This is a genomic window from Paenibacillus sp. FJAT-27812 (assembly GCF_001273905.1).
Taxonomy (GTDB): Bacteria; Bacillota; Bacilli; order Paenibacillales; family Paenibacillaceae; genus Pristimantibacillus.
In genome coordinates, this window is the sequence record NZ_LIGH01000001.1 from 3874233 (window position 1) to 3896332 (window position 22100).

Annotated in this window: 23 protein-coding genes; 13 read left to right on the forward strand and 10 right to left on the reverse strand. The window is 50.2% G+C overall.

What is annotated here, in order from left to right:
- Positions 1–61: 61 nt before the first annotated feature.
- Complete coding sequence (locus tag ADU23_RS16375) at positions 62–826, reverse strand: tryptophan-rich sensory protein (RefSeq protein ID WP_053374703.1); 765 nt, start codon at positions 824–826, stop codon at positions 62–64.
- A gap of 147 nt (positions 827–973) precedes the next feature.
- On the opposite strand from ADU23_RS16375, the gene ADU23_RS16380 reads away from it, so the two are divergent.
- Entirely contained in the window at positions 974–1270 is a 297-nt protein-coding gene (locus tag ADU23_RS16380; protein ID WP_053374704.1) for a hypothetical protein, read from the forward strand.
- 137 nt (positions 1271–1407) lie between these two features.
- On the forward strand, positions 1408–2088 hold the full coding sequence (locus ADU23_RS16385; protein ID WP_053374705.1) for an HAD family hydrolase: 681 nt from the start codon (positions 1408–1410) through the stop codon (positions 2086–2088).
- 125 nt (positions 2089–2213) lie between these two features.
- On the opposite strand, the gene ADU23_RS16390 is transcribed toward ADU23_RS16385, so the two are convergent.
- Genes ADU23_RS16390 through ADU23_RS16410 form a run of 5 tightly spaced genes read right to left on the reverse strand, consistent with a single transcriptional unit; the run spans position 2214 to position 7878 of the window.
- A complete protein-coding gene (locus ADU23_RS16390; RefSeq protein WP_053374706.1) occupies positions 2214–2741 on the reverse strand; it encodes a GNAT family N-acetyltransferase in 528 nt (175 codons plus the stop codon).
- A 1-nt stretch (position 2742) separates the two neighbouring features.
- On the reverse strand, positions 2743–3897 hold the full coding sequence (locus ADU23_RS16395) for a YheC/YheD family endospore coat-associated protein (protein ID WP_053374707.1): 1155 nt from the start codon (positions 3895–3897) through the stop codon (positions 2743–2745).
- On the reverse strand, positions 3897–5276 hold the full coding sequence (locus ADU23_RS16400) for a YheC/YheD family endospore coat-associated protein (RefSeq protein WP_053374708.1): 1380 nt from the start codon (positions 5274–5276) through the stop codon (positions 3897–3899). Before ADU23_RS16400 ends, ADU23_RS16395 begins: the two co-directional genes overlap by 1 nt.
- Positions 5273–6496 carry a YheC/YheD family endospore coat-associated protein gene (locus ADU23_RS16405; RefSeq protein ID WP_053374709.1) on the reverse strand — a complete coding sequence of 408 codons (1224 nt, stop codon included), beginning with the start codon at positions 6494–6496 and terminating at the stop codon, positions 5273–5275. The genes ADU23_RS16400 and ADU23_RS16405 overlap by 4 nt, the downstream gene beginning before the upstream one ends.
- Before the next feature lie 11 nt (positions 6497–6507).
- On the reverse strand, positions 6508–7878 hold the full coding sequence (locus tag ADU23_RS16410; RefSeq protein ID WP_053374710.1) for a YheC/YheD family endospore coat-associated protein: 1371 nt from the start codon (positions 7876–7878) through the stop codon (positions 6508–6510).
- Positions 7879–8108: 230 nt separating this feature from the next.
- On the opposite strand from ADU23_RS16410, the gene ADU23_RS16415 reads away from it, so the two are divergent.
- Together ADU23_RS16415 and ADU23_RS16420 are read left to right on the forward strand one after the other, a co-directional pair.
- The gene (locus tag ADU23_RS16415) at positions 8109–8444 is read left to right on the forward strand and encodes a YlbF family regulator (protein ID WP_053374711.1); all 336 of its coding nucleotides are present in this window, start codon (positions 8109–8111) and stop codon (positions 8442–8444) included.
- A gap of 90 nt (positions 8445–8534) precedes the next feature.
- Positions 8535–8813, forward strand: coding sequence for a hypothetical protein (locus tag ADU23_RS16420; protein WP_053374712.1), 279 nt, complete (start codon positions 8535–8537; stop codon positions 8811–8813).
- 150 nt (positions 8814–8963) lie between these two features.
- Here the strand turns inward: ADU23_RS16420 and ADU23_RS16425 are convergent, their stop codons facing one another.
- The gene (locus ADU23_RS16425) at positions 8964–9317 is read right to left on the reverse strand and encodes a helix-turn-helix domain-containing protein (protein WP_053374713.1); all 354 of its coding nucleotides are present in this window, start codon (positions 9315–9317) and stop codon (positions 8964–8966) included.
- A 207-nt stretch (positions 9318–9524) separates the two neighbouring features.
- Between ADU23_RS16425 and ADU23_RS16430 the strand changes: the two genes are divergently transcribed.
- Together ADU23_RS16430 and ADU23_RS16435 are read left to right on the forward strand one after the other, a co-directional pair.
- Positions 9525–10019: a hypothetical protein gene (locus ADU23_RS16430; protein WP_141680355.1), complete on the forward strand. Its 495-nt coding sequence runs from the start codon at positions 9525–9527 to the stop codon at positions 10017–10019.
- Positions 10020–10118: 99 nt separating this feature from the next.
- Positions 10119–11471, forward strand: a complete 1353-nt coding sequence (locus ADU23_RS16435) for a DRTGG domain-containing protein (RefSeq protein WP_053377674.1) — start codon at positions 10119–10121, stop codon at positions 11469–11471.
- Positions 11472–11479: 8 nt separating this feature from the next.
- On the opposite strand, the gene ADU23_RS16440 is transcribed toward ADU23_RS16435, so the two are convergent.
- From ADU23_RS16440 to ADU23_RS16450, 3 genes are all read right to left on the reverse strand, one after another.
- Entirely contained in the window at positions 11480–11776 is a 297-nt protein-coding gene (locus tag ADU23_RS16440) for a YtpI family protein (RefSeq protein WP_053374715.1), read from the reverse strand.
- 88 nt (positions 11777–11864) lie between these two features.
- Complete coding sequence (locus tag ADU23_RS16445; RefSeq protein WP_231637418.1) at positions 11865–12338, reverse strand: hypothetical protein; 474 nt, start codon at positions 12336–12338, stop codon at positions 11865–11867.
- Between the two features lie 45 nt (positions 12339–12383).
- Complete coding sequence (locus tag ADU23_RS16450; RefSeq protein WP_053374717.1) at positions 12384–12710, reverse strand: YtrH family sporulation protein; 327 nt, start codon at positions 12708–12710, stop codon at positions 12384–12386.
- Between the two features lie 182 nt (positions 12711–12892).
- On the opposite strand from ADU23_RS16450, the gene ADU23_RS16455 reads away from it, so the two are divergent.
- The 7 genes from ADU23_RS16455 to ADU23_RS16485 all read left to right on the forward strand — a co-directional run bounded on the left by ADU23_RS16455 (position 12893) and on the right by ADU23_RS16485 (position 22079).
- Positions 12893–16552, forward strand: a complete 3660-nt coding sequence (locus tag ADU23_RS16455) for a DNA polymerase III subunit alpha (protein WP_053374718.1) — start codon at positions 12893–12895, stop codon at positions 16550–16552.
- Positions 16553–16871: 319 nt separating this feature from the next.
- The gene (locus tag ADU23_RS16460; protein WP_053374719.1) at positions 16872–17363 is read left to right on the forward strand and encodes a phosphatidylglycerophosphatase A family protein; all 492 of its coding nucleotides are present in this window, start codon (positions 16872–16874) and stop codon (positions 17361–17363) included.
- A 95-nt stretch (positions 17364–17458) separates the two neighbouring features.
- The gene (locus ADU23_RS16465) at positions 17459–17650 is read left to right on the forward strand and encodes a hypothetical protein (protein WP_053374720.1); all 192 of its coding nucleotides are present in this window, start codon (positions 17459–17461) and stop codon (positions 17648–17650) included.
- A 40-nt stretch (positions 17651–17690) separates the two neighbouring features.
- Positions 17691–18560 carry an acetyl-CoA carboxylase, carboxyltransferase subunit beta gene (accD, locus tag ADU23_RS16470; protein WP_053374721.1) on the forward strand — a complete coding sequence of 290 codons (870 nt, stop codon included), beginning with the start codon at positions 17691–17693 and terminating at the stop codon, positions 18558–18560.
- Positions 18550–19620 carry an acetyl-CoA carboxylase carboxyltransferase subunit alpha gene (locus tag ADU23_RS16475; protein WP_053374722.1) on the forward strand — a complete coding sequence of 357 codons (1071 nt, stop codon included), beginning with the start codon at positions 18550–18552 and terminating at the stop codon, positions 19618–19620. Before accD ends, ADU23_RS16475 begins: the two co-directional genes overlap by 11 nt.
- A gap of 93 nt (positions 19621–19713) precedes the next feature.
- Entirely contained in the window at positions 19714–21468 is a 1755-nt protein-coding gene (pyk, locus tag ADU23_RS16480; protein ID WP_053374723.1) for a pyruvate kinase, read from the forward strand.
- 128 nt (positions 21469–21596) lie between these two features.
- On the forward strand, positions 21597–22079 hold the full coding sequence (locus ADU23_RS16485; RefSeq protein WP_053374724.1) for an acyl-CoA thioesterase: 483 nt from the start codon (positions 21597–21599) through the stop codon (positions 22077–22079).
- Positions 22080–22100: the final 21 nt, after the last annotated feature.

Here is a 22100-nt window from a genome sequence, read left to right on the forward strand (position 1 = left end):
CCTGCAAGGGGCAATTAGTCCTAACACCCACCACACAGTGTGACATATTCGGTTCTAATTTTCAATACGCTGCGGAATTCCTTTTGCTCGCTTTCATTAATAGGACGGCGGCTGCCGCTGCCAGGACTGCTGCGCCGATCCATGCTGCGAGGCTAACCTCGGGCTGCTGCCCCTGCTTAACCGCAATTGCGATAAACGACCAAATGAATACAAGGATGATAGCGGCATCTTGATATTTGAAGCCGATGACAAGAGCAAGCAGGCTGGCTGCGGCTAACAGGATAACGGTCCAAGCAATGTCTGTCATGAGGGGGCCATTCCTTCCGGCAGCATACAAGACGACCGCGATGTTCACAATCGTTGCGGTGCAAATCCAGCCAAGGTATATGCTGAATGGAAGCCAAACCAAAAAACGTTCGCCGCGAGCCGGTGAAGGCTTATCCCTTCGAACGGCGGTATAAATGGCAATAAGCGATAGGAGAAGCGCTAGCATGATGAAAACGCTGGCCGTCAGCTTCTCATAATGCCAGGCGAGGATCCAAGCGCAATTGAAGAGACAGCTGATTAAAAACCACGGCCCGATGCTCTGAACGATTTTGCTGCTTGCGGCCTGCTGCCTAAGCTGATAAGCGACGAATCCGATTAAGAGCAGGTAGATGACGGACCAAATGGAGAAAGCGTAAGGCGCAGGCGTGATCAGCACGGGATATTTAGCGGATAACTCTCCGGTCGTTTTGCCGTTAATCGGGAGCCATTCTGCCAGTCCATTCACAATAAGCACGGCAGCGAGGCCGATGACGTTCAACCATCGAAAATGATTTTTCATAGCAAACCCTCCATCCAAATGGATTTCAATCTTTTATCATATGTAAACAACCTGTATGCTATTTATTCATCTTGTCTGTTTTTCATGCAGTGAGCTTAGGTTTAAGCCGCGCTAAAATAACCGAACCTGATTCTAGAGGTGAAGGACATGATGATCATGATCGGTGCGGGACTTGCGGTTGGTTCTGCATTAATAGCATGGATTAGCAAAATGAGCGGCACAATCAGCCGTATTTTTGACGGGATAGCCGTAGCAGCGGCTTTTTTGTTTTTTGTTGTGTCGGCAGATGCCGTTTTGGGGACGATTGCGGACGGCACGTTATTTATGACAGAGGTGCACCGCGTGCTTGAGAATCCCGTTTTTCTCGCAAGCGGCGCCTATCTCGGACCTTATGCGATCGGGAGAATCGCGATGCTTCCCGCTTCGCTTTTCAGCTATAAGTAACCTTTCCATCCCGGTACGTGAATTCATTTACGCTGTTCCTGATTAAGGTGAAGAACCGTAGAAACCTGCGTTCAAGCTTGCGATGCTTTCCCCTATTCCAGTATGATAAGAGCAGACTTTGAAGGGGGATTTGGATCATGAGCGAACATAAGCTTCAAGTGCCTGAGGCTGTCATATTTGATATGGATGGAACGTTGTTTGAAACGGATACGCTGCTTGTGCCCGTGCATCACCGCGTGTTCGAGACGCTTCGGGAGGAGGGGCTCTACGAGCATGAGACGCCGCCAGTGGAACGTTTGCTCAGCTGCCTAGGCATGCTGCTGGAAGATATTTGGCGTCAGGTTATGCCAGGCAGCTCGGAGGCTGCGCGTCAGCGTGCGGATGTTCTGCTGCTCCAATACGAGATGGAAGGTTTGATCCGAGGAGAAGGCCGGCTGTATCCTTATGTCGAAGAGACGCTGCGCGAGCTGAAGGATCGCGGAGTGAAGCTGTTTGTGGCAAGCAATGGGCTAGAGGATTATGTGAAGGGTGTCGCACGTCACAGAGGCATTGCCGAGCTATTTGACGGTTTGTACAGCGCGGGAGAGTACGCAACGGCAAGCAAGGTCGATCTGGTAGCACGTCTGCTCAAGGATCATGGGGTTAAATCCGCTTGGATGGTCGGCGACCGTTCATCGGATGTTGAAGCTGGAAAAGGAAATGGCCTCCAAACGATCGGCTGCGCATACGCGACCTATGGCCGGGCGGCAGAGCTTGACGGTGCGGATGTGCTGATTGCCGATTTCAGAGAGCTTGCTCGCTTATTGGATCAACAATAGTACTTGAACGGCTATGACCTGTAATCATGTTTTATGTCATCAATAACGTTTTCTCAGAAAGCCAAAGAAAAAAAACTGCCAAGGAGCAGCGCTTATGCGCTGCTCCTTGGCAGGTACATGCTTGATTATTGTTGCGTTTCCTTCGATCCATCTAGCTCGGCAGCCAGCTTCATTAATGGTTGTGGAGCGTCAGCAGCATGCGCGTCGTTTCTCTCGAATCGAAGCGTCGGTTTGCCTGTCGGACCTCTGTGCATCGATACGGCTGTCATGCCAAGGCGAAAGCAAAGCGCCATGCTGGCCGTATTGTCAGTCGCCACGTTGCAGGCAAGCTTCCCAAGGCGCGCTATCATCGCTTGAACGAGGGCGCTGCCGACTCCAAGGCTCCTTGCTTCGGGATGAACAACGACCATGCAGGCTCCCTCGCCGCCGTCCTCGGCAAAGCCAAAGCCAGCGATGCGGCTGCTATGCTTTGCGATCACAGCAACTGCGCCAAATGTTCCGTTGCGAGCTTCTTTAAGTAAGGAACCGTCCAGCTTGCGAAGCGCATGTATGGTAGAGACAGCGAGCCGCTTATCCCCAAAACGGATGGCAAAGCCGATAAGTCTTTTTTGCTCCAGCAACCAACCCTCTGGTGTAAGCAGCTCCAGCTCCATGTTACGCGCCTCCCGCTTTTTCCGATTTCATTCTAGCCAAATAAGCTCCGTAATGAAAAATGCGTTCCAACGATTTTTGACGAATATGAGGCTCATCAAATTTCATGGGTTTAGAATTCGCTTCGAAAAACCACATGTTTCCGACGCTGTCGATACCCAGATCCATCGACATCTCGCCGAGTAGCTGCCCGGATGCCCGCTCGATTTGTTTGGCGATGAGCACCGCTGTGTTTTTGGCCTTTATTAACAATTTACGCGCTTGCTCCTCATTAAATGAGTTGACAAGCAGCTTCTCAGGATCTTCGATCATGCCGCCCCGCGGCACATGGGTAGTTATGCTAGAGGCTCCGGCTATCCGGGCGCCAATGCCTGTAATGTCCCACTGGCCACGCTGGTTTTTTTGCACCAGCGCGCGCAGGTCGAATCTTCGTTCGTTGAAGGAGGCCAAATCGATGCCCTGCTGGGCGATGTAGGCTTCCCCTCCGCTTTGCTTTTGAATCCGGCTCCACAGCTTATTGATCGAAGAGCATTGATAGGTGGCGCTCTTTTTGTTTTCTTGAATTTTTAACCGATAGGGCTGCTGCGTCTCGGCTTCGACCTTAATGGTCATGATGCCTTTGCCGGCTTTCCCGCTCTCAGGTTTTAAATACAAGTAAGAATGTTTGCGCATCATTCGGCCAAGACCTGTTACCGTTATTAGCTTGCGCGTTGTTGGAATGTAGGGTTTGGTCGACTTTGAGAGCCGCAGCCATTCGAAGAGATCCCATTTGTTGAAGAAGGATGGATTAAAGAGCTTCACATGCGGATGCTTATGGCAAGCCTCAATCTTTTGCCTGACGGCAGGCAGCTCTTCGTCCTCCCTAAGCGGTATGCGGTTGTAAATAATGTCGGGAAACGGGAGAAGACGCTGTTGCCAGCTGTCATTCTCCGCGCTGTATACGAAACCCTTTAGGCTGTTCCTCGTTAGAAGAAGGTTTTTGACCGTCACTACATAGACAATAAACCCCATAGATTGACCGGTACGAATCAAATCGGCGAAGTTGCTGCGATTGCCTCGGAAGAGCTGAGCGTCATCATCTATCGTCAAAATAGCCAGTACGGTCCTGCCAGCTCGCATTCCTTTTATGTCATGATCCTCTGAATGCTTGCTGTCCATCAGTCATTACCTCCCTGGCCATGAAAACGGCTAAGGTACATGCAGTGTTCAAAAATATAAGATATCGAAGCGCGACCCTCCGAGCGAAGCGCAGGATGCTTGAATATCGAACGGCCTGGCTTAGCGTTAGCCTCAAACATCCATATTTCTCCGTCTTTATCGATGCCAATATCCAGACCCAGCTCGCCTAGCCGATGCGGATAATTGCGTTCGATCGCTTCGGATAGCTTGATGGCTGTTTTTTTCGCTTTTTCAAGCACGGTGCTTGACTGTGCACCGAATGTTTTCTCAAGCGCCTGCTCCGGTGTCATAAGCGAGCCGCCGTTTTTCACATGTGTCGTTACGCTGCCGCGGCCGGCCTTCTTCGCGCCAATGCCTGCTGGCACCCATTCGTTTTTGCCGTTCTTATGCATATGAAAGCGGAAATCGAGAGGGCAGCCGTCGATCTCAACGAGCCTGATCCCTTGCTGAACGACATAGTGATTGAGATTATGGCCATGCTTCGTTTGCAGCATCCGCATCAAGCTGCTGAAGTTCGAGAAACGAAGCAGCACGTTTTGGCTGCCCTTGCGGTACCGTGCGAAATAACCGCGTTTTGGATGATAGGTCAGTCTGTATATGCCTATTCCAAGGCTGCCTGCGGTCGGTTTGAAATAAAGGAACTGATGTTTTTCGAGCATTTCCTTAATTTGGTCCAAGGTTGGTCCAGATGCGGATTCCGGCAAATGAACCAATGCTTCGGGATCTTTATCCAGAAGCTTGTAAACGTCGGCTTTATTAAAGAAGCTCCAGTTGAAAAAAGGGATTTTACGGCGCACGAAGCGCTCGCGCAGCGCGTTGATCGAGGCGGAAGTTTCCGCCTTGCGGTTCGGAAGGCGGTTGTAAACGACGTCCGGAAGCGGTACGATCTTGCGGTACCAGCCGCCCTGCGAGTCAAGAAAATAGCCGTTGACCGTTTCCTGCTGCCAATTGATATCATGCGGAGTAAAGCCAAAAAGGTAGGCTTTGGACTCTCCGGTGCGGATGATCTGTTTAATGAAATTCGTTCTTCCGCCAAAAGGATTGCTTTCTGAGCGTATGCCATTATCGCTTAGGATGCCGACAAGCGGACCGAGTTGCACCTCGTTGTCGCCGGTGTTCAGCACGTATACATTGCCGGATTTCGGCACTCTAATGGACTGCCGTATCCCTGATGACAAGTACAGATGATTGCCTGGCCGGTTCAACTGCTTGATTTCAGCTGTAATGACTTCTTTGCCCAGCTTGAGGTGAACCGACTTTTTGCCTGAAAGCTTCAGATGCTTTAACAGAGGGCTGGACAAATATACGATATTATTAGACTGCTGTGAGAAATGTACGTTACAAGTTGTCAAACTCATCGATGAACCTCCTGAACGTTGAAAGGCCGTAATTGGTTGTCGGATCTTGTTAAACGGTGACGGCCGTTTGTGGATTCATTGGCTGCAAAGTACGGGGACAAGCGCCTGGACAATAAGCGTGCATATAAGAGTGGTCTTTCGATTGACAGCCGCGCGGCCTCTAGGTCACTAATGATTCGAAAGGAAGAACGGCCTGGCTTCGAATTGGCTTCAATCAGCCAAATTTGACCGCTTGGCTCAATGCCATAATCTAATCCGAGCTCGGCAAATCTGCCAAATTTGCTTTCAAGACGTTCCGCTGTTTGCTTGCTTATTGTATGGATCTGCTCTAGCAAACGTTCGGCTTTTTGCTTGCCAAATTTGGCAGTGATCAGCTGAGCAGCCGGGCGGGCGTCACCGCCGCCGTGCAGATTGGATGTTAGAGAGCCCGCTTGCCCGGTACGAGAGACTACCCCGGTCAGCGACCATTTTCCTGTGTGATCCTTCTGCATAAGTGTTCTTACGTCAAAAGGCTTGCCGTCCTCATCGTTAAGCGAAAGGTAAGGCTGAAGCAGGTAGGATGAGCGGTTGATAAAGCGGTTTATCCAGTGCTCCAATTCGCTATCCTCCGTAAATGTCATCGAGAAAGAACGGTTCTGGCGGGTTCGCCCATTCACCTTCGTTGCTCGGCTGAGCGGACAACGCTTGATATGCAATATCCCTCTGCCCTGCATGCCGGCTGATGGCTTAAGCACGATGCCGTCGATACGCCGATCAGCCATCTGTTTGACCTGATTTGCAGATTGATAGGGGATCGTTGCAGGCATATGCTTCGCAAGCAAGGAATCTGTTTTAAGTGCGTCAAAGACGTCAAGCTTAGCCGGAAGAGTGCCGTTAAGCATCAAAAAAGGTTTCTTCTGCGATAACCTGTTCAGCATGCTTTGGCAGCGGGTTCGCTGATTAGCTTCGGTGAAGAAGCATCGATCATAGATAATATCCGGCAATGGAACTTGCTGCCATGCCCAGCGGCCTTGCTCATAGCAATAACCATACAGCTGTCCAGATTTCGGCTGCAGGCTTTCTTCTGAGAATACATAGACATGAATGCCAAGCGGTTTGCCGGCCATGCTGAGCGCTTGGCAGAAGCGGGGTTCCGGCAAGGCGGGCTCCGATTCATGTTCCAAGGGTTTCCGGTTGATCGATGCGACGACGATTCCGAGTATAACCATTCGAGCCTGCATAGGCGCCTCCGTTAAAAGCCCGATAAAAACCGGGAATATTGGATCATCATACGGACGGATGGACGAATCTTGTTGTCGTTCAGCGGCGTGTTGTCGTTCTTCGACGGCTTTGAATTGACTTCAAGAAGCCATACGCGGCCTCCGGTATCAAGCGCCAAATCGATGCCAAGCTCGCCAAAATGCGCTGGAATTTGTGTGTCTACACCGCGCGCGATATTCAGCGCCGCTTGCTGCAGCCGCTGCACCGCTTCATTCCTGCTCAGCCCGGCTTGCAGATTTGATTTTGTGACGGCCTCCAAGGCCGTGCTGAGCGTTCCGCCCCGGGCAAGGTTGGAGACGAAATGATCGTTGCCGGCTGTGCGTGCGACGATGGACGTAAGGGTCCATTTGCCGCTTGCGTTTTTTTGGACAAGCGCGCGGAAATCAACGGGCCGCTTCTGGATTTCGATCAGCTGCAGACCCTGTTGGACCTGGTAGCGGACGGTTTTCATTTTGGCGGAAATGGACGAGAAAAGCTTTACCAGACTCGTATGCTGCTGCCTGCGCGTTCCTGCGGAAGTTGCGTACAATGCCTGATAATTGTTCGTATCGAGCCGCGTAATGCGAATGATCCCTTTGCCTAAGCTGCCGCGGACCGGTTTGAGAAAAACGTTGCTGTAGCGGGAGCACATGGACTTCAGCATCGTATAGTTGCGCAGCAAATGGGATTCAGGCAAGTACCGCGCGAGCGTCTCATCCTTTTTCAGCGCGTCAAAAACCTCGACCTTATCCAGAAACTTTTCGTTGAAAATGGCCGTCTCGTGCTGCAGTTTTACTTCTTTCATAAAATGTTGTACGCTGGGTCTGTTCTCCATTTTTCTTGACGTCAGGCGGTTATTGACGACGTCGGGGATAGGCATTTTAACCCGCTGCCAGCCCTCCGAATAGATCCAGCCGTCAACGGTATCCAGACTGGTGCCGATTTGGCTAGGGGTGAAGAAATAAACGAATACGCCTTGCGCCGTACTGGCTTCTACCAGCTCCTTGCAAAACATGGAAATGGAACCGAATGGCTTATCCGGCGTATGCGGATAATCACGGCTGACGAGTACGCCGATCAATGGTCCAAGCACCAGTGTGGCGGTCCCGGCTTTATATTGCAGCCTGATCGATGCTCCATTTGTGAAGCCCATTTGTCTTGCCAAGCTTTGGCTCATCCTCATGCCATCGTATTTTGCAACAGGAATAACCTTCACATGATGCCGGAAGGCACCGAATTTTAATTGAATGTGCTGGCCTTGTGGAATCTTCCATTGCTTTACATAGGCTTCGCCAAGCATGAGCGTATCTTCCGGAAGCATGCCGGAGCTGATCACCTGTACGGCTACTTTTGATTTGAGCATCATAAATCTCCTTCCAAGCAGGAGGATGACGATAAGAGGTCAGCAACTAGGTTTTTTAAACGAATTACTTCATCATATGAGGACATCTACCCCTTGGTGAATCACAAAAAGATATGATGCTTGTGTAGTTTTCATGTGCTTTTCCATCAGGGACTTGGCTCATGATTTGATTAAGCGTTATGATTAAACGTAGACATATACCATCACAATGAATGAATGGAGAGAGACTAATGAATATTTATGACAAAGCTTATGAATTAGCGAAGGCGCTGAAAGAGAGCGAGGAAGCGAAGCTGCTGAAAGCTGCGAAGGAAGCTGCTGAGGCTGATCCTGCCGCGAAGGAGATGCTTGATGATTTTCGCGAGCGCCAAAACTTTTTGCAGCAAAAAATGATGGCTGGCGAAGAGCCGTCCGCTGAGGACATGGAGAAAATGAACAAGCTCTACGAGGTGATCACGCTTAATCCGTTGATCGGCAAGCTGCTGGACGCGGAGCGCCGGTTTGCCGTCGTATTCGAGGATGTCAATCGGATCATGTCCGATGTGCTGAAGTCTATCGTAGATTAATTTGAGACATAACCCCTGTCCACTTCTCATAGAATGGTAATGCGGACAAGAGAGTGAGCCGCTTACGACCCTATGGAGGAGCTGAGAGTGATGTTTTCCGGAAAAGGCCGTCATGTATTGTATTTGCTTATTGCGCTTGCGATGCTCGTATATGCGCTTCCGCGTCTTGAGCTGAGCGCGCCGTGGAGCTTGATGAGTGTATTTGGTCTCGTATGGATATTGTTTGCGCTCGTGATCGTGACGGCGCATGTCAATGCGCTGGTGATGAATGACGAGAAGCGCAGAGAACTGGCGCGCATTAAGAAGGCGAAGGCGCTGCTTTGGGAGCAGAAGCTGCTGCAGAAGGCAACAAGAAGGGCTCGCGGTTAGCTTTAGGCAGCCATTTGCCCGCTTTGAACAGGGATGCTTGGATAACATGAAAAAAAATAGCGGTACAGGAGAGTTATTCCTGTACCGCTATTTTTCTTTTTTTATAATCTGCGTGCCTTTCCAGACAGTCCCTTTGCGGACATGGATCATTTATTGCATGTCCTTGAATTGTACAAGCTGCTTGACAAATTTATATACGGCTTCCTGCTCTTTCAAGCTGAGACCGTTTATTTGATGAACAATTTTGGTCGCATAACCCTCGTCTTCAGGCTCTTCTACAGCATCCGGGCTAGATATGACATTCACAATTTTCTCTAGCGGCGTTTGCAGTGCAAGCGCGATTTTGCTGAGTACGTCAATGGTCGGATTTTTCTCTCCGCGTTCAACTTGTCCCATATAGGAAGCGTTAATATCAGCGCGGAAAGCGAGCTGCTCTTGGCTTAGCCCTCTTTTTTTGCGCAGCAGACGAATGTTTTCTCCTACAAGCCCTGCAATCTCACTCATACCGTCACCTCAGCCTAACGATAAAACTTTACCTGCCTATCAACAACGCTCTATAGAGCATATTAAAAATAGTGACTATAATCATTGACTAATAGATGGGCTCTTTACTATAATTGTGTAAAAAGTATCATTCTATCGACAAGTTTACCTATAAAGGGTCAATTTACCAATTCCGTGAAAAATGATAGGATATAGAAGGGAAGAAACGTGACGCTAGGAGGACTGCAAGTGGTTGATGAATTCGAGTTTTTCAGAAAAGTTCGCGCTTACTATAACAACGTTCCCTTCCTTGTCCGATTCTCTTATCGCTTGTCTCAACGTGTAAATAAGGCGATAACGGCCCGCGGCTCTTTCAGTTGTCGTGTAAACCCTCATACCCAGATCGTTGAATATGTGCTTGAGCTCAAATCCGATTCTATTTCTAGACCGTACAGCGAGCATAGCTCGTTTTTGTTTTCTAGCATTTATGAAGAGATTCCAGCGCAAACCATTGAAATGAATCAATTCCTCATTTTGGCGCTCCGTTATCCGATTCCGATTGATTATGATTGGCAGGCCTTCATTATGTCCGGCGCTGAGGGTGCCATCAACTCGCAAACGATACAGCAGTTATTCAAAAAATGGAAGCTAAAGGGCAACATGGGACAATTCATTGACGCCAAGCTGAAGGTAGAGCAGGTGCTGCTGCAATGGCAGCTATAAGAGTGATATGAATCGGGACGAGCATGACTTGTTGTTAGCTTTCTCCTATAATAGGGGGAGAGGATAGCAAGTTGGACGGAGGTTAGTGAAGTGGCTCCAATCGTACCGGGTAATGAAACAAGCACGAAGCATGAACAGATTTTGAATTATATTCAAAGCCTTAAGATTGGAACGAAAATTTCAGTACGCGCCATTGCGAAGGAGCTTGGCGTTAGCGAGGGTACGGCATACAAGGCATTTAAGGAAGCGGAAAGCTCAGGCCTAGTCAGCACGAAGGAGCGAATCGGAACGGTTCGGATCGACCGCAAGCGCCGGGAAGCGCTCGACCAGCTTACCTTTGGCGAGGTTGCCGAAATCGTGGAAGGAAAGCTGTTTGGAGGGGCTGCTGGCCTTGATAAAACGCTGCATAAATTCGTCATAGGCGCGATGGAGCTTGACGCGATGCTTCGTTATATCGACGAGGGCAGCCTGTTGATTGTGGGTAACCGAATTGACGCGCATCGGTGTGCGCTGGAGGAGGGTGCCGGCGTTCTCATTACCGGCGGCTTCGAGCCAAGCGCGGAAGTGATCCAATTGGCTGATGAGCGCGTTCTCCCGATTATTAGCTCCAGACATGATACGTTTACGGTAGCCTCCATGATCAACCGCGCTATGTACGATCGGCTCATAAAACGAAAAATTATGCTGATTGAAGATATCGTTACGTTCAGCAGGCCGGCTGACGTGCTTCGAATCGGGCATACCATAGCCGATTTCCATAAGCTATCTCGCGCAACCGGCTATTCACGCTTTCCCGTTGTGGATGATAGAAGCAAGGTCGTTGGCATGATGACGGCGAAGGATGCGATTGGCACGCCAGAGGACAGCGCTGTCGATAAGGTAATGACCAAGCAGCCGATTACGGCGGCTCCGAATATTACAGTCACGTCCGCTGCTCATACGATGGCCGCAGAAGGCATTGATTTGCTGCCTATCGTGGATAGGCACCGCAAGCTGCTTGGTGTCGTAACGAGGCAGGAAGTGCTTGATGCGATGCGCTTTGCAGGCAAACAGCCGGAATCAGGCGAGACATTTGAAGACTTGATGTGGACAGGCTTTATGGCTACCGCTAACGTTAATGCGGTTGGCGTTGATGAGCTGGGCATCGCGTATAAAGGAACGATTACGCCGCAAATGTCGGGTGCGCTGGGAATGGTATCCGAGGGACTTCTTGCTACGCTTATGACACAAGCGGCGCGTAGAATGATTCGAGAGACAGCTAAGCGCGATTACTTGCTTGAGAGCATGACCACTTATTTTGTCCGTCCCGTCCAAATAGATAGTGAAATTACGATCATACCGAAGGCGCTTGAGATGAGCAGGAAGTTTACGAAGCTGGAGATCGAGGTGAAGGACGCGAAAGGTCTGGCCGCCAAAGCGATGCTGACGGCCCAGATGATTGATCCGTATTAACGGCTGTATTAGCTTCTTGGCGAGCTGTAGATGCTGAGATTGCGAAGACCCGCGAACAGGTTGAATACGCCAAGCACTAGAAATATCGCGCCAATGACGATGCGAAGCGTGGATTCGCCGGACAAGAACAGCTGAACCAATGCGATAAATAGCAGCATGATCCCCATGCTAATATTCATTCTAGCAGAGAAGATGGCCCTTGTTCTCGCATCGGAGGAACGGCGTGATTTGATGCTGAACAAAGCCGAGAACACGAGTGAAATAAGGATGCCCGGCATGAGCAGCCATTGCAGAAGTTGATCCATAAGAGAGTAGCTCCTTTAAGTTATGTAGTTGCAGCATCAATTTCGTAAATAGACAGGCTCTATTGTACCACGAAATGAGGCAGCGTGCTTAGGAAGGAGGCTTCGTGTAGTCCCGAACCTTGATCCATACATGAAGGACATTTTCGACGACGAGGATCGTCTTCACCTCAATGGTGTAATCTTTGTTGAACACATCCATATAGACTTTCTTGTCAAGGAGCTTTCGGGCGAATTTGGCATCGGAATCGATGACGTAAATACTTTGGCCGAGGAATCCCTGAAGATCTTTTTTTATACGTTTAAGAAGCTCGGCTTCCGTCACTTGGTCAAGGTCGGGCCTGCCGGAATTTTGTCCGGCCTCTTTCTCGATGCGCGGCAGTATGCTTTTAATAACCGTGTGCTGATTTTTGAATTCTTTTAAATGCCGGATATCCTGCTCGTATTGCTCAAGCTTCACCTCAAGCTCGCTCTTCAAAATAATCAAAGCTTGGAACTCCGCCAAATAAAGCGAATTATAGACGATCGCTCCGATTATCATCCCGAGTATCAACATCCCACCCATTTGCATGCCTCTCACAAAACGTCCAAACGGCGGTACTCGCATCGCTTAAACGGCTCCCTTGCATATAAGCCTGACCAGCTCCGTACCTAAATGTGCGCCTAGAAAAGCGATGATGATAAAGCTGATTTGCTGCGCCGCCGGATTCAAATATCCCTCCATGATGTTGCTTTCAATGACGCGGACGGGATCGATCGATCCGCCGACAGCTGCGACGATTGCCCATATTTTCAGCCTTGCGGCCGTATCAAGCATGGTGGTCGCGGGCGGCAGCAGCATGAATACCGAGCCGATCCCCGCTAGCGTCGAGCCCCCAAGGACGACGCCAAGCGCAATGAAGAAATCAAGCCCCGCTTTGGACAAATAGTAGCTCATAGGTTTACCTCCTAAAGGATAGTGAAATGAAACGGAATCGAGAAGCCGATGCCAACAGCTGGTTTATGAACATCAGGCTTAACACGCTTGTATGCCCCTGCTACCATTCTATGGGCGTGTCCTACGCTATTATGATAAAATAGACTTAACTTATTTGGTCTACGCGGAAAGGAACGGTTGCGATGAGCGGACATAACGAACAATCTTTCGTGCATTTGCACGTCCACAGCGAATATAGCCTGCTTGACGGCGCCGCTAGAATCCGTGACCTTACGGCTAGAGCTTCTGAGCTTGGCATGAAGGCGCTTGCGCTGACTGATCATGGCGTCATGTACGGAGCCATCCCTTTTTACAGGGCGTGCAAGGCGCATGGCATTAAACCGATTATCGGCTGCGAGCTTTATATGACGACCGGATCTCGTTTCGAGAAGGGCACGCGCAAAGAAAATCCGATCTATCATTTGATCGTGCTGGCCAAGAATGAAACAGGCTATCGGAACCTGATGAAGCTTAGCTCGATCGCCCATTTGGAAGGCTTTCACTATAAGCCGCGCGTCGATCTGGAGGTGCTAAGCGAGCATTCAGAGGGACTTATCTGTTTAAGCGCGTGCCTCGGCGGCGAAGTGTCCCAGCATCTGCTGCATGACCGGTTCGATGATGCGGAAGCTAGCGCTTTGCGTTACAAAGCTATTTTTGGCGATGATTTTTATTTGGAGCTGCAGGATCATGGTCTGCTTGACCAGAAGAAGGTAGCTGCTGAAATGATAAAGCTCGCGAGCAAGACGGGCATTAAGCTCGCGGCAACAAATGACGTCCACTACCTCCGCGCGGAGGATGCTGCCGTTCAGGATGTACTGCTGTGCATCGGAACAGGCAAAACGACTCAAGATACCGATCGGCTGCGCATGCTGACGGACCAGATGTATTTGAAAAGCGCGGACGAGATGGCGCTTTTGTATAGGCATGCGCCGGAAGCGCTGGCGAATACGAGCGAAATTGCGGACAAATGTAATTTAGAGCTAGCGTTGGGCCGCGCTGCGCTGCCTGTATTCAGGCCGGTACCGGCAGATATGAGCTCGTCCGATTATTTAATGACATTATGCCGCGACGGCCTGAATGCAAGGTATGCCGGACAACCTGAATGGGCGACGGATGCTGAATACAAGCTGAAGGCGGAGCAGCGACTGGAGTATGAGCTATCTGTTATTGACAAAATGGGATTCAGTGACTATTTCCTGATCGTTTGGGATTTTGTTCGCTTTGCGCATGAGCGAGGCATTCGCACAGGCCCCGGAAGGGGATCGTCCGCAGGAAGCTTGGTTGCTTACACGCTGCGCATTACCGATGTTGACCCGCTCAAATATAAGCTGTTGTTCGAGCGGTTTCTTAACCCGGAGCGTATCTCCATGCCCGATATCGATATTGACTTTAATGACGAGCGCCGCGATGAGGTTATCGCTTACGTTGCCGCCAAATACGGCGATGAGCATGTCGCGCAGATCATTACTTTCGGAACGATGGCAGCTAAAGCTGCGGTGCGGGATGTAGGGCGGGCGATGAATGTTCCGTTTCAAGAGGTGGACCGCGCGGCGAAGCTTATTCCGAACCAGCTTGGCATTACGCTCGAGGAAGCGCTTCGCATCAGCAGCGAGCTGCAGGATGCAAGCGATCGCCAGCCGAAGACGGCGGAGATGCTCAAGATGGCTTTGAAGGTAGAGGGCATGCCGCGGCATGCTTCCACGCATGCGGCGGGAGTCGTAATCTCGCAAGAGCCGCTGACCCATTATACGCCTATACAGGCCGGAAGCGAGCGGATACCGCTTACGCAGTATTCCATGGAGCATTTAGAAGCAATTGGGCTTCTTAAGATGGATTTTCTCGGCTTGCGGACGCTTTCCATATTAGAGCGGGCGCTGAAGGCCGTGAAGGAGCAGCACGGCAAAACGATTGATTTTCATACGATCAGCGATAATGATCCGGCAACATATGCGATGCTCAGCCGGGGCGATACGACAGGCATTTTCCAACTGGAATCCGCTGGCGTGCGGCGCGTGCTGAAGGATATGAAACCAACGGAGTTTGAGGATATCGTCTCGGTGCTGGCGTTATATCGTCCAGGCCCGATGGAGTTTATTCCCAAATATATTCAAGGCAAGCATGGGGTCGTTACCGTCGAATATCCGCATCCCTCGCTAGAGCCTATATTGTCGGATACGTACGGCATTATCGTCTACCAGGAGCAAATTATGCAAATTGCTTCCCTCATGGCAGGGTTCTCGCTAGGCGAAGCGGATCTGCTGCGGCGAGCCGTTTCGAAGAAGAAACGCGAGGTGCTTGACGAGGAGCGTGCGCACTTTGTGAAGGGCAGCCTTGCGCAGGGTTACTCCGAATCGGAGGCGAATCATGTGTATGACATGATCGTTCGCTTTGCCGATTATGGCTTCCCGCGGGCGCATGCTGCCGCATATGGCGTGCTTGCTTTTCAGACGGCTTGGCTGAAGGCAAATTATCCGGTAGAGTTTATGGCTTCGATGCTCGCCTCCGTGACCGGCAACCAGCGGAAGACGGCTGAGTATGTGGATGAATGCCGCCGCATGGGCATCGCCGTGCTGCCGCCGGATGTGAATGAAAGCAGCGTTTCCTTCACGCCTGTGGGGTATGCGGTCCGCTTCGGACTTGCGGCGATCAAAAACGTCGGTACACAAGCGATTGAAGCGCTCCAGAAGGAGCGGGGGGAGCAGCCTTTTGAGAGTCTGCTGGATTTATGCAGGCGCGTCGATTTACGCGTCGTAAACAAGCGGGTATTGGAGTCGCTTATTCAAGCGGGGGCTTTGGATTCTATGCCCGGCCACCGCGCCCAGCTGCTGGCTGCCCTTGAGGAAACGGTAGAGGCTGCAGTCAAATGGCGCAAGGAGCGCGAGGAGCTGCAAATCGAAATGTTCGGTCTCGACGAGGTGCAAAACTGGGATGTGGAACTTCCGGAAATTCGTCCCTTCACGACGAGTCAACAGCTTGACTTTGAACGTGATTTGCTCGGACTATATTTATCGGGCCATCCGCTTGATGCGGTCGATCGGCAGCTTGAATCACTTGGGCTTGACCGCTTGGTCGAGCTAAGCGATGCAAAGGATGGCGCGATCGCCATTGCAGGCGTAATGATCGTATCGCTTAAGCCCTTCACGAACAAGAAGGGGCTAGCGATGGGCTTCTTGGAGCTGGAGGATCGCATTATGCGAGTGGAAGCCGTTGTGTTTCCGACGGTTTGGAAGCGAATTGGGAGCAAGCTTGAGAAGGGCGGCTTAGCGATCATTCAGGCAACCGTTCAACAGCAGGATGACGATTATAAGCTGCTTGTCGAGGATTGTGTGCCGATAGGCGAAGCGGATATGGATCTTGCGGAGCAGGTTAGACGGCTGCAAAAGCAGGCGCAGGCTCGGGCTGCCCGTACGAGCGGCGGCGCATCCGCAAGCGGAGCGGCTTCCCAAAGCCGTCCGCAGAGGACGCAAAGCGGGGCAGCTGCGGCTGATCCGGCACGTAGGCCAAATGCGGCCGTAAGCGGACAAGCGCTTCAGAATAATGCTCCTTCGGAGAAAGCGGCGCCAACTGATCGCAAGCCGCAGCGCGTATATATCAAAATCGCATCAGCGAATGAAGAGCCGGCCGTGCTTGAGAAACTTAAGGGTTTGCTGGCGGGCCATTCCGGACAGCTTGCGACCGTATTATTTTACGTGCAAGGCCAGAAGTCCATCGCGCTGAGCGACAGCTATCGCGTGAAGCCTTCGCCGCAGCTCATCGCTGCTGTAGAGCAGCTGCTGGGGGAAGGCGCGATCATCGTGAGATAACAAGAGAATCGACAATCACAAAAAAACTAGCTGCTCTATGCTTGCAAACATGCAAGAAATAGAAGCTGTTTCAGCATCTTTAATAGGATTCACGAAGTTCAGCGCTGTGAGAATCTGCAAAAGGAACCCGCCTCCCGTAAAATCTCGCAAACAAATGGATTTCGTATGCACGTCAACGCTTGTACGCGCATATGTTTAGAGATACATGTGACGATGGCAATGAAGCTCGCTCATAAGGAGTTTGCCTTAGGACAATGCCATCTGCTCACGCTAATGTTTCCAAGATTAACGTACAAGCAGTTACGGGAGGATGGGTCCTATGACAGGAATTGAGAAATGGCTCTTAAAACGCGGGGTATCGGTCGACGATGTAACTGAAATCGTGTACACGCTGCAGCGTCCCTATAACGGTGATTTGACGATGGAAGAATGCGAGGAGAGCGTAAGAGCGGTGCTTGCTAAGCGCGAGGTGCAATATGTCATGTATACGGGCATTGCCCTTGATGAGTTAGCAGAGCGCAGATTGCTGCCGGAACCGCTGCAATCGATCATGGAAACCGATGAGTCGCTCTACGGCGTCGATGAGACGCTGGCGCTCGGCATTACGAATGTTTACGGCATGATTGGATTGACGAGCTTCGGATATTTAGATAAAGTAAAACCCGGCATTATTCGTCAACTGAATTTAAAAGGCGAACGCATTCATGTGTTTCTCGATGACTTGGTCGCTGGTTTGGCCGCCGCTGCATCGGCAAGGATTGCGCATCAGGACCCGAAAGCGATCCGATATGATTTGCCGGATTCCCCATGACTATGGTATCATTATGACATCATATGGCCTGTTACCGGGATAGCTATGCTTAGTAAGTGAACTTTGCGGTAGCAAAGTTTTCAGGAGGTACCATGATGTGGACGGTCATTTATATCGCACCAACAGCTAAAATCGCAGATAACATCAAGAAGCGGCTAACGGAGGAAGGATTTTTGGTGAAAATCCGCTCTGTCAATCTGTCCAAACAGCAATACGAGATACTAGTTCCGTCTGGCGAGTTGGAGGAAGTTCAAGAAGTATTCAACTCCATTATGCGGCCATTATGATGGACTGCTCTATACTATTGCGCCTTGAGAGGTGTCACACGTGCAAATAAAGGACTTATTTACGAAGAAGAAATATGCGACTATACCATCGGAACCCCGCAAGCGGGAAGTTCCAGAGGGCTTGATGAATAAGTGCTCCAAATGCGGCACCATTCAGTACAGCAAAGAGCTCGAAAAAAATTTAAAAGTATGCTCTTCCTGCGGCCATCATTACCGGCTAAGCGCATGGGAGCGTATAGCATTGACGCTTGATGAAGGACATTTGTTAGAATACGATGCGAATATGGAATCCGTCGATCCTCTAAACTTCCCTGGTTATGCCGGCAAGCTTGAGCAGCAGAAGAGCAAGTCAAATCTTCGCGATGCTGTCGTAACAGGGGAAGGAACGATCGGCGGTTTTCCGGTTGTCGTTGCAGTAATGAGCTTTGATTTCTTCACCGGCAGTATGGGATCCGTAGTTGGGGAGAAGATTACTAGAGCAATCGAAGCGGCTCATGCCAAGCAGCTGCCGCTTCTTATTTTCTCTACTTCCGGCGGAGCCCGCATGCAGGAAAGTATTTTGAGCTTAATGCAAATGGCTAAGACGAGCGCGGCGCTTTCGAAATTTCAAGGCGCAGGTGGTTTGTTTATTTCAATTTTTACCGATCCTACTACAGGCGGGGTTTCGGCAAGCTTTGCGAGCTTGGGCGACTACAATTTGGCCGAGCCTGGCGCGTTGATCGGTTTTGCCGGTCGGATTGTCATCGAACAAACGATTCGCCAGAAGCTGCCGGATGACTTCCAGACAGCCGAGTTTAACTTGCAGCACGGCCAATTGGACAAAGTCGTACACCGCAAAGATATGAAGCCTACGTTAGCAAAGCTGCTCGATATGCATTGCGTAAGGGAGGAAACATCCTATGGCGGGTGAGCTGCCTTTTGAAAAACCGCTGAATGATTTGCGGCAGAAGGTTACCGAGCTGAAGACTTTGAGCGTGGAGAAGGGTATTGACTTCACCGAAGAGATTTTAGGTCTGGAGCAAAAGTGCAAGCAGCTTGAAGAAGAGCTGTATAGCGAGCTGTCTCCGGCTCAAAAAATGCATATGGCGCGTCATCACCAGCGTCCGACTTCGCTTGACTACATTCAAACGGTATTTACAGATTATATGGAGCTGCACGGGGATCGTCTGTTTGCGGACGATCTTGCCATCGTTGGCGGGCTTGCCAAGCTTAACGGTGTTCCGGTTACCGTAATCGGACATCAACGGGGCAAGGATACGCGCGAGAACATCGCTCGCTTCTTTGGAAGCCCTCACCCAGAGGGCTTTCGCAAAGCTTTGCGGCTAATGGAGCAAGCAAACAAGTTCAAGCGGCCAATCATTACCTTTATTGATACGAAGGGTGCTTATCCGGGCAAAACTGCAGAGGAACGCGGCCAATCGGAAGCGATTGCGCGCAACCTGCGGGAAATGGCCGGCTTCGGCGTGCCTATCATTTGTATCGTTATCGGTGAAGGCGGCAGCGGCGGCGCTTTGGCGCTAGGCGTGGGCAACCGTGTACTTATGTTGGAAAATGCGATTTACAGCGCCATTTCACCAAACGGAGCAGCTTCTATTTTGTGGAAGGATGCCTCCAGAGCGGATCAAGCTGCTGAAGCTATGAAGATTACAGCTAAGGATTTGCTTGAATTTGGCGTGATCGAGGATATCGTTGCAGAACCGCAAGGAGGCGCTCATAAGGATTTGGCGTTCCAAGCGGAGCAAATTAAGGAAAAGCTATGGGTGCATCTTCAAGAGCTCCTGCAAATGAACGCTGAGCAGTTGATCGAGGATCGCTATAATAAATTCCGTAAGATCGGCCAGTTCAAGGTGGTTGATGAGCCGCACGAAGCGCCAAGCGCGCCGGTTAGTGACGCCAATATTGGCGAAGCGGCTGATGCTGCGGATCAATCTTCCGTGCAAACGGCTGAAGCAACTACTACGATTCAGTAAATTATATGTAAAATTGATTATTTCACTGTACAAGCAGTGGGGTGTCATGTCAGTATAGAATAGAATTCAGGCAATATACGGAGGAAACTTAACATGCGTAAAACTAAAATCGTTTGTACTATCGGTCCATCCAGCGAATCGTTGGAAAATACAAAGAAACTAATTCATGCCGGCATGAACGTAGCCCGTCTTAACTTCTCCCACGGAGATTTCGAAGAGCACGGCAATCGTATCAAAAATATCCGCATTGCAAATGCCGAGCTTGGCACTTCTGTAGCGGTTTTGCTTGACACGAAGGGTCCTGAGATTCGTCTTGGCAAGCTGAAAGAAGAGCCTATCGAATTGAACCAAGGCGAGACGGTTACACTTACAACGGAAGATATTTTGGGCGATCGCAACCGTGTTCCGATTACGTACAATAACCTTCCAAACGATGTAACAATTGGTTCGACTATTTTGATCGATGACGGCTTGATCGGATTGACGGTTGAAGAGGTTCACGGAACTGAAATCGTATGCCGTATCGTAAATAGCGGTCCAATTAAAAGCAAAAAAGGCGTTAACGTACCCGGCGTGAAAATTTCACTTCCTGGTATTACAGAGAAGGATGCGAATGATATCGTATTCGGTATCGAAATGGGCGTAGATTTCATCGCAGCTTCTTTCGTGCGTAAAGCGAGCGACGTGCTTGAAATCCGTGAGCTTCTTGAGCGTCACAATGCGGGTCATATTCAAATCATCTCCAAAATCGAAAACCAAGAAGGCGTAGACAATCTTGATGAGATTCTTGAGGTTTCCGACGGCCTAATGGTAGCGCGTGGCGATCTAGGCGTAGAAATTCCAGCCGAAGAAGTGCCGCTCGTGCAAAAAAACATGATCAGAAAAGGTAACCGTGTAGGCAAACCAGTAATCACGGCTACACAAATGTTGGATTCCATGCAGCGCAACCCGCGTCCAACTCGCGCAGAAGCGAGTGACGTTGCAAATGCGATTTTTGACGGTACAGATGCAATCATGCTATCCGGCGAAACGGCTGCAGGAAGATACCCAACTGAATCCGTACAAACAATGGCACGTATCGCAGAGCGCGCTGAGGCGGCTTTGGAATACCGTGAAATTTTCACTAAGCAAGCTAATGCACAACAAACATCCGTTACAGAAGCAATCAGCCAAGCTGTTGCTAACTCCGCTCTTGATCTAGGCGCAAAAGCGATCATTACTTCTACACAAAGCGGCTTTACAGCTCGCATGGTATCAAAGTACAAGCCAAAAGCTCCAATCATCGCAGTAACAACTGATGAGAAAGTATTGCGTCGTCTATCACTCATTTGGGGTGTATTCGCGGTACTTGGTCCAGATGCTGATACGACGGACGAAATGTTTGAAAATGCGGTTAAAGGCGGCATGAGCACAGGCTTCCTAAGCCTTGGCGATACAGTTGTCATTACAGCAGGCGTTCCTGTTGGCCGCGCCGGCACGACGAACTTGATCAAAATTCACCATATCGGTGAGCTTTTGGCGCAAGGACAAGGCATCGGCAGCCAAACGGCAATCGGTAAAATCGTTGTAGCTCGTACGCCAGAAGAGGCACTCGCGAAAACGACTGAAGGCTCTATCTTGGTTACGATCTCTACAGACAAAGAATATATGCCTGCATTCGAGAAAGCGGGAGCGGTTATTACAGAGCAAGGCGGCATTACTAGCCATGCTGCAGTAGTAGGCCTTAACCTTGGAATCCCAGTTATTCTTGGAATCGCAAATGCGACAGAATTGCTTAAAGATGGCATGGAAGTAACCATCTATGGCGAAACTGGCGTCATTTATCACGGCCAATCAAAAGTACTGTAATTAAACAGCGCTTTTTCACCAACTATAATGGATAGAAGCTTGAAGCGGGGGTGCTTACACCCTCGCTTTTTGCTAATTACATAGGATTTATGTAAGCTTATTGTATATGGAATTTGGGAGGATCTGTCATGGTTGCTGCTTCTGGCTGGTTTATGCATCCCATTCGCGTTCGCTATCAGGAAACCGATCAAATGGGTGTCGTTTTTCATGGAAATTATGTAACTTGGTTTGAAATTGGACGTACGGAATGGATAAGGAATGCTGGTTACCATTACAAAGCGATCGAGGAACGCGGATTGCTGCTGCCTGTCGTGGATTTGCATTGCCGTTATTTGCTGCCCGCGCGTTATGACGATACGGTTCTTGTATGTACACGGGTAGCCGACTTCTCTCCCGTGCGACTTACTTTTGAGTCGCAAATTAGAAGGGTCACGCCATCGGAGTTCCATGCTTTTGAGCTTGAAGCAAACGCACAGCTGCCAGGAGAACTGTTAGTCGAGGGCGGCACTAAGCATGTATGGGTAAACACGGAGTGGCAGCCTGCACGCCTAAATAAGGTGATGCCGGAGCTCTATGGGCTGCTGCAAACGAAGAGCTCGCTTGCGAAGTAAGGTTGCTCCGCAATGTCTATG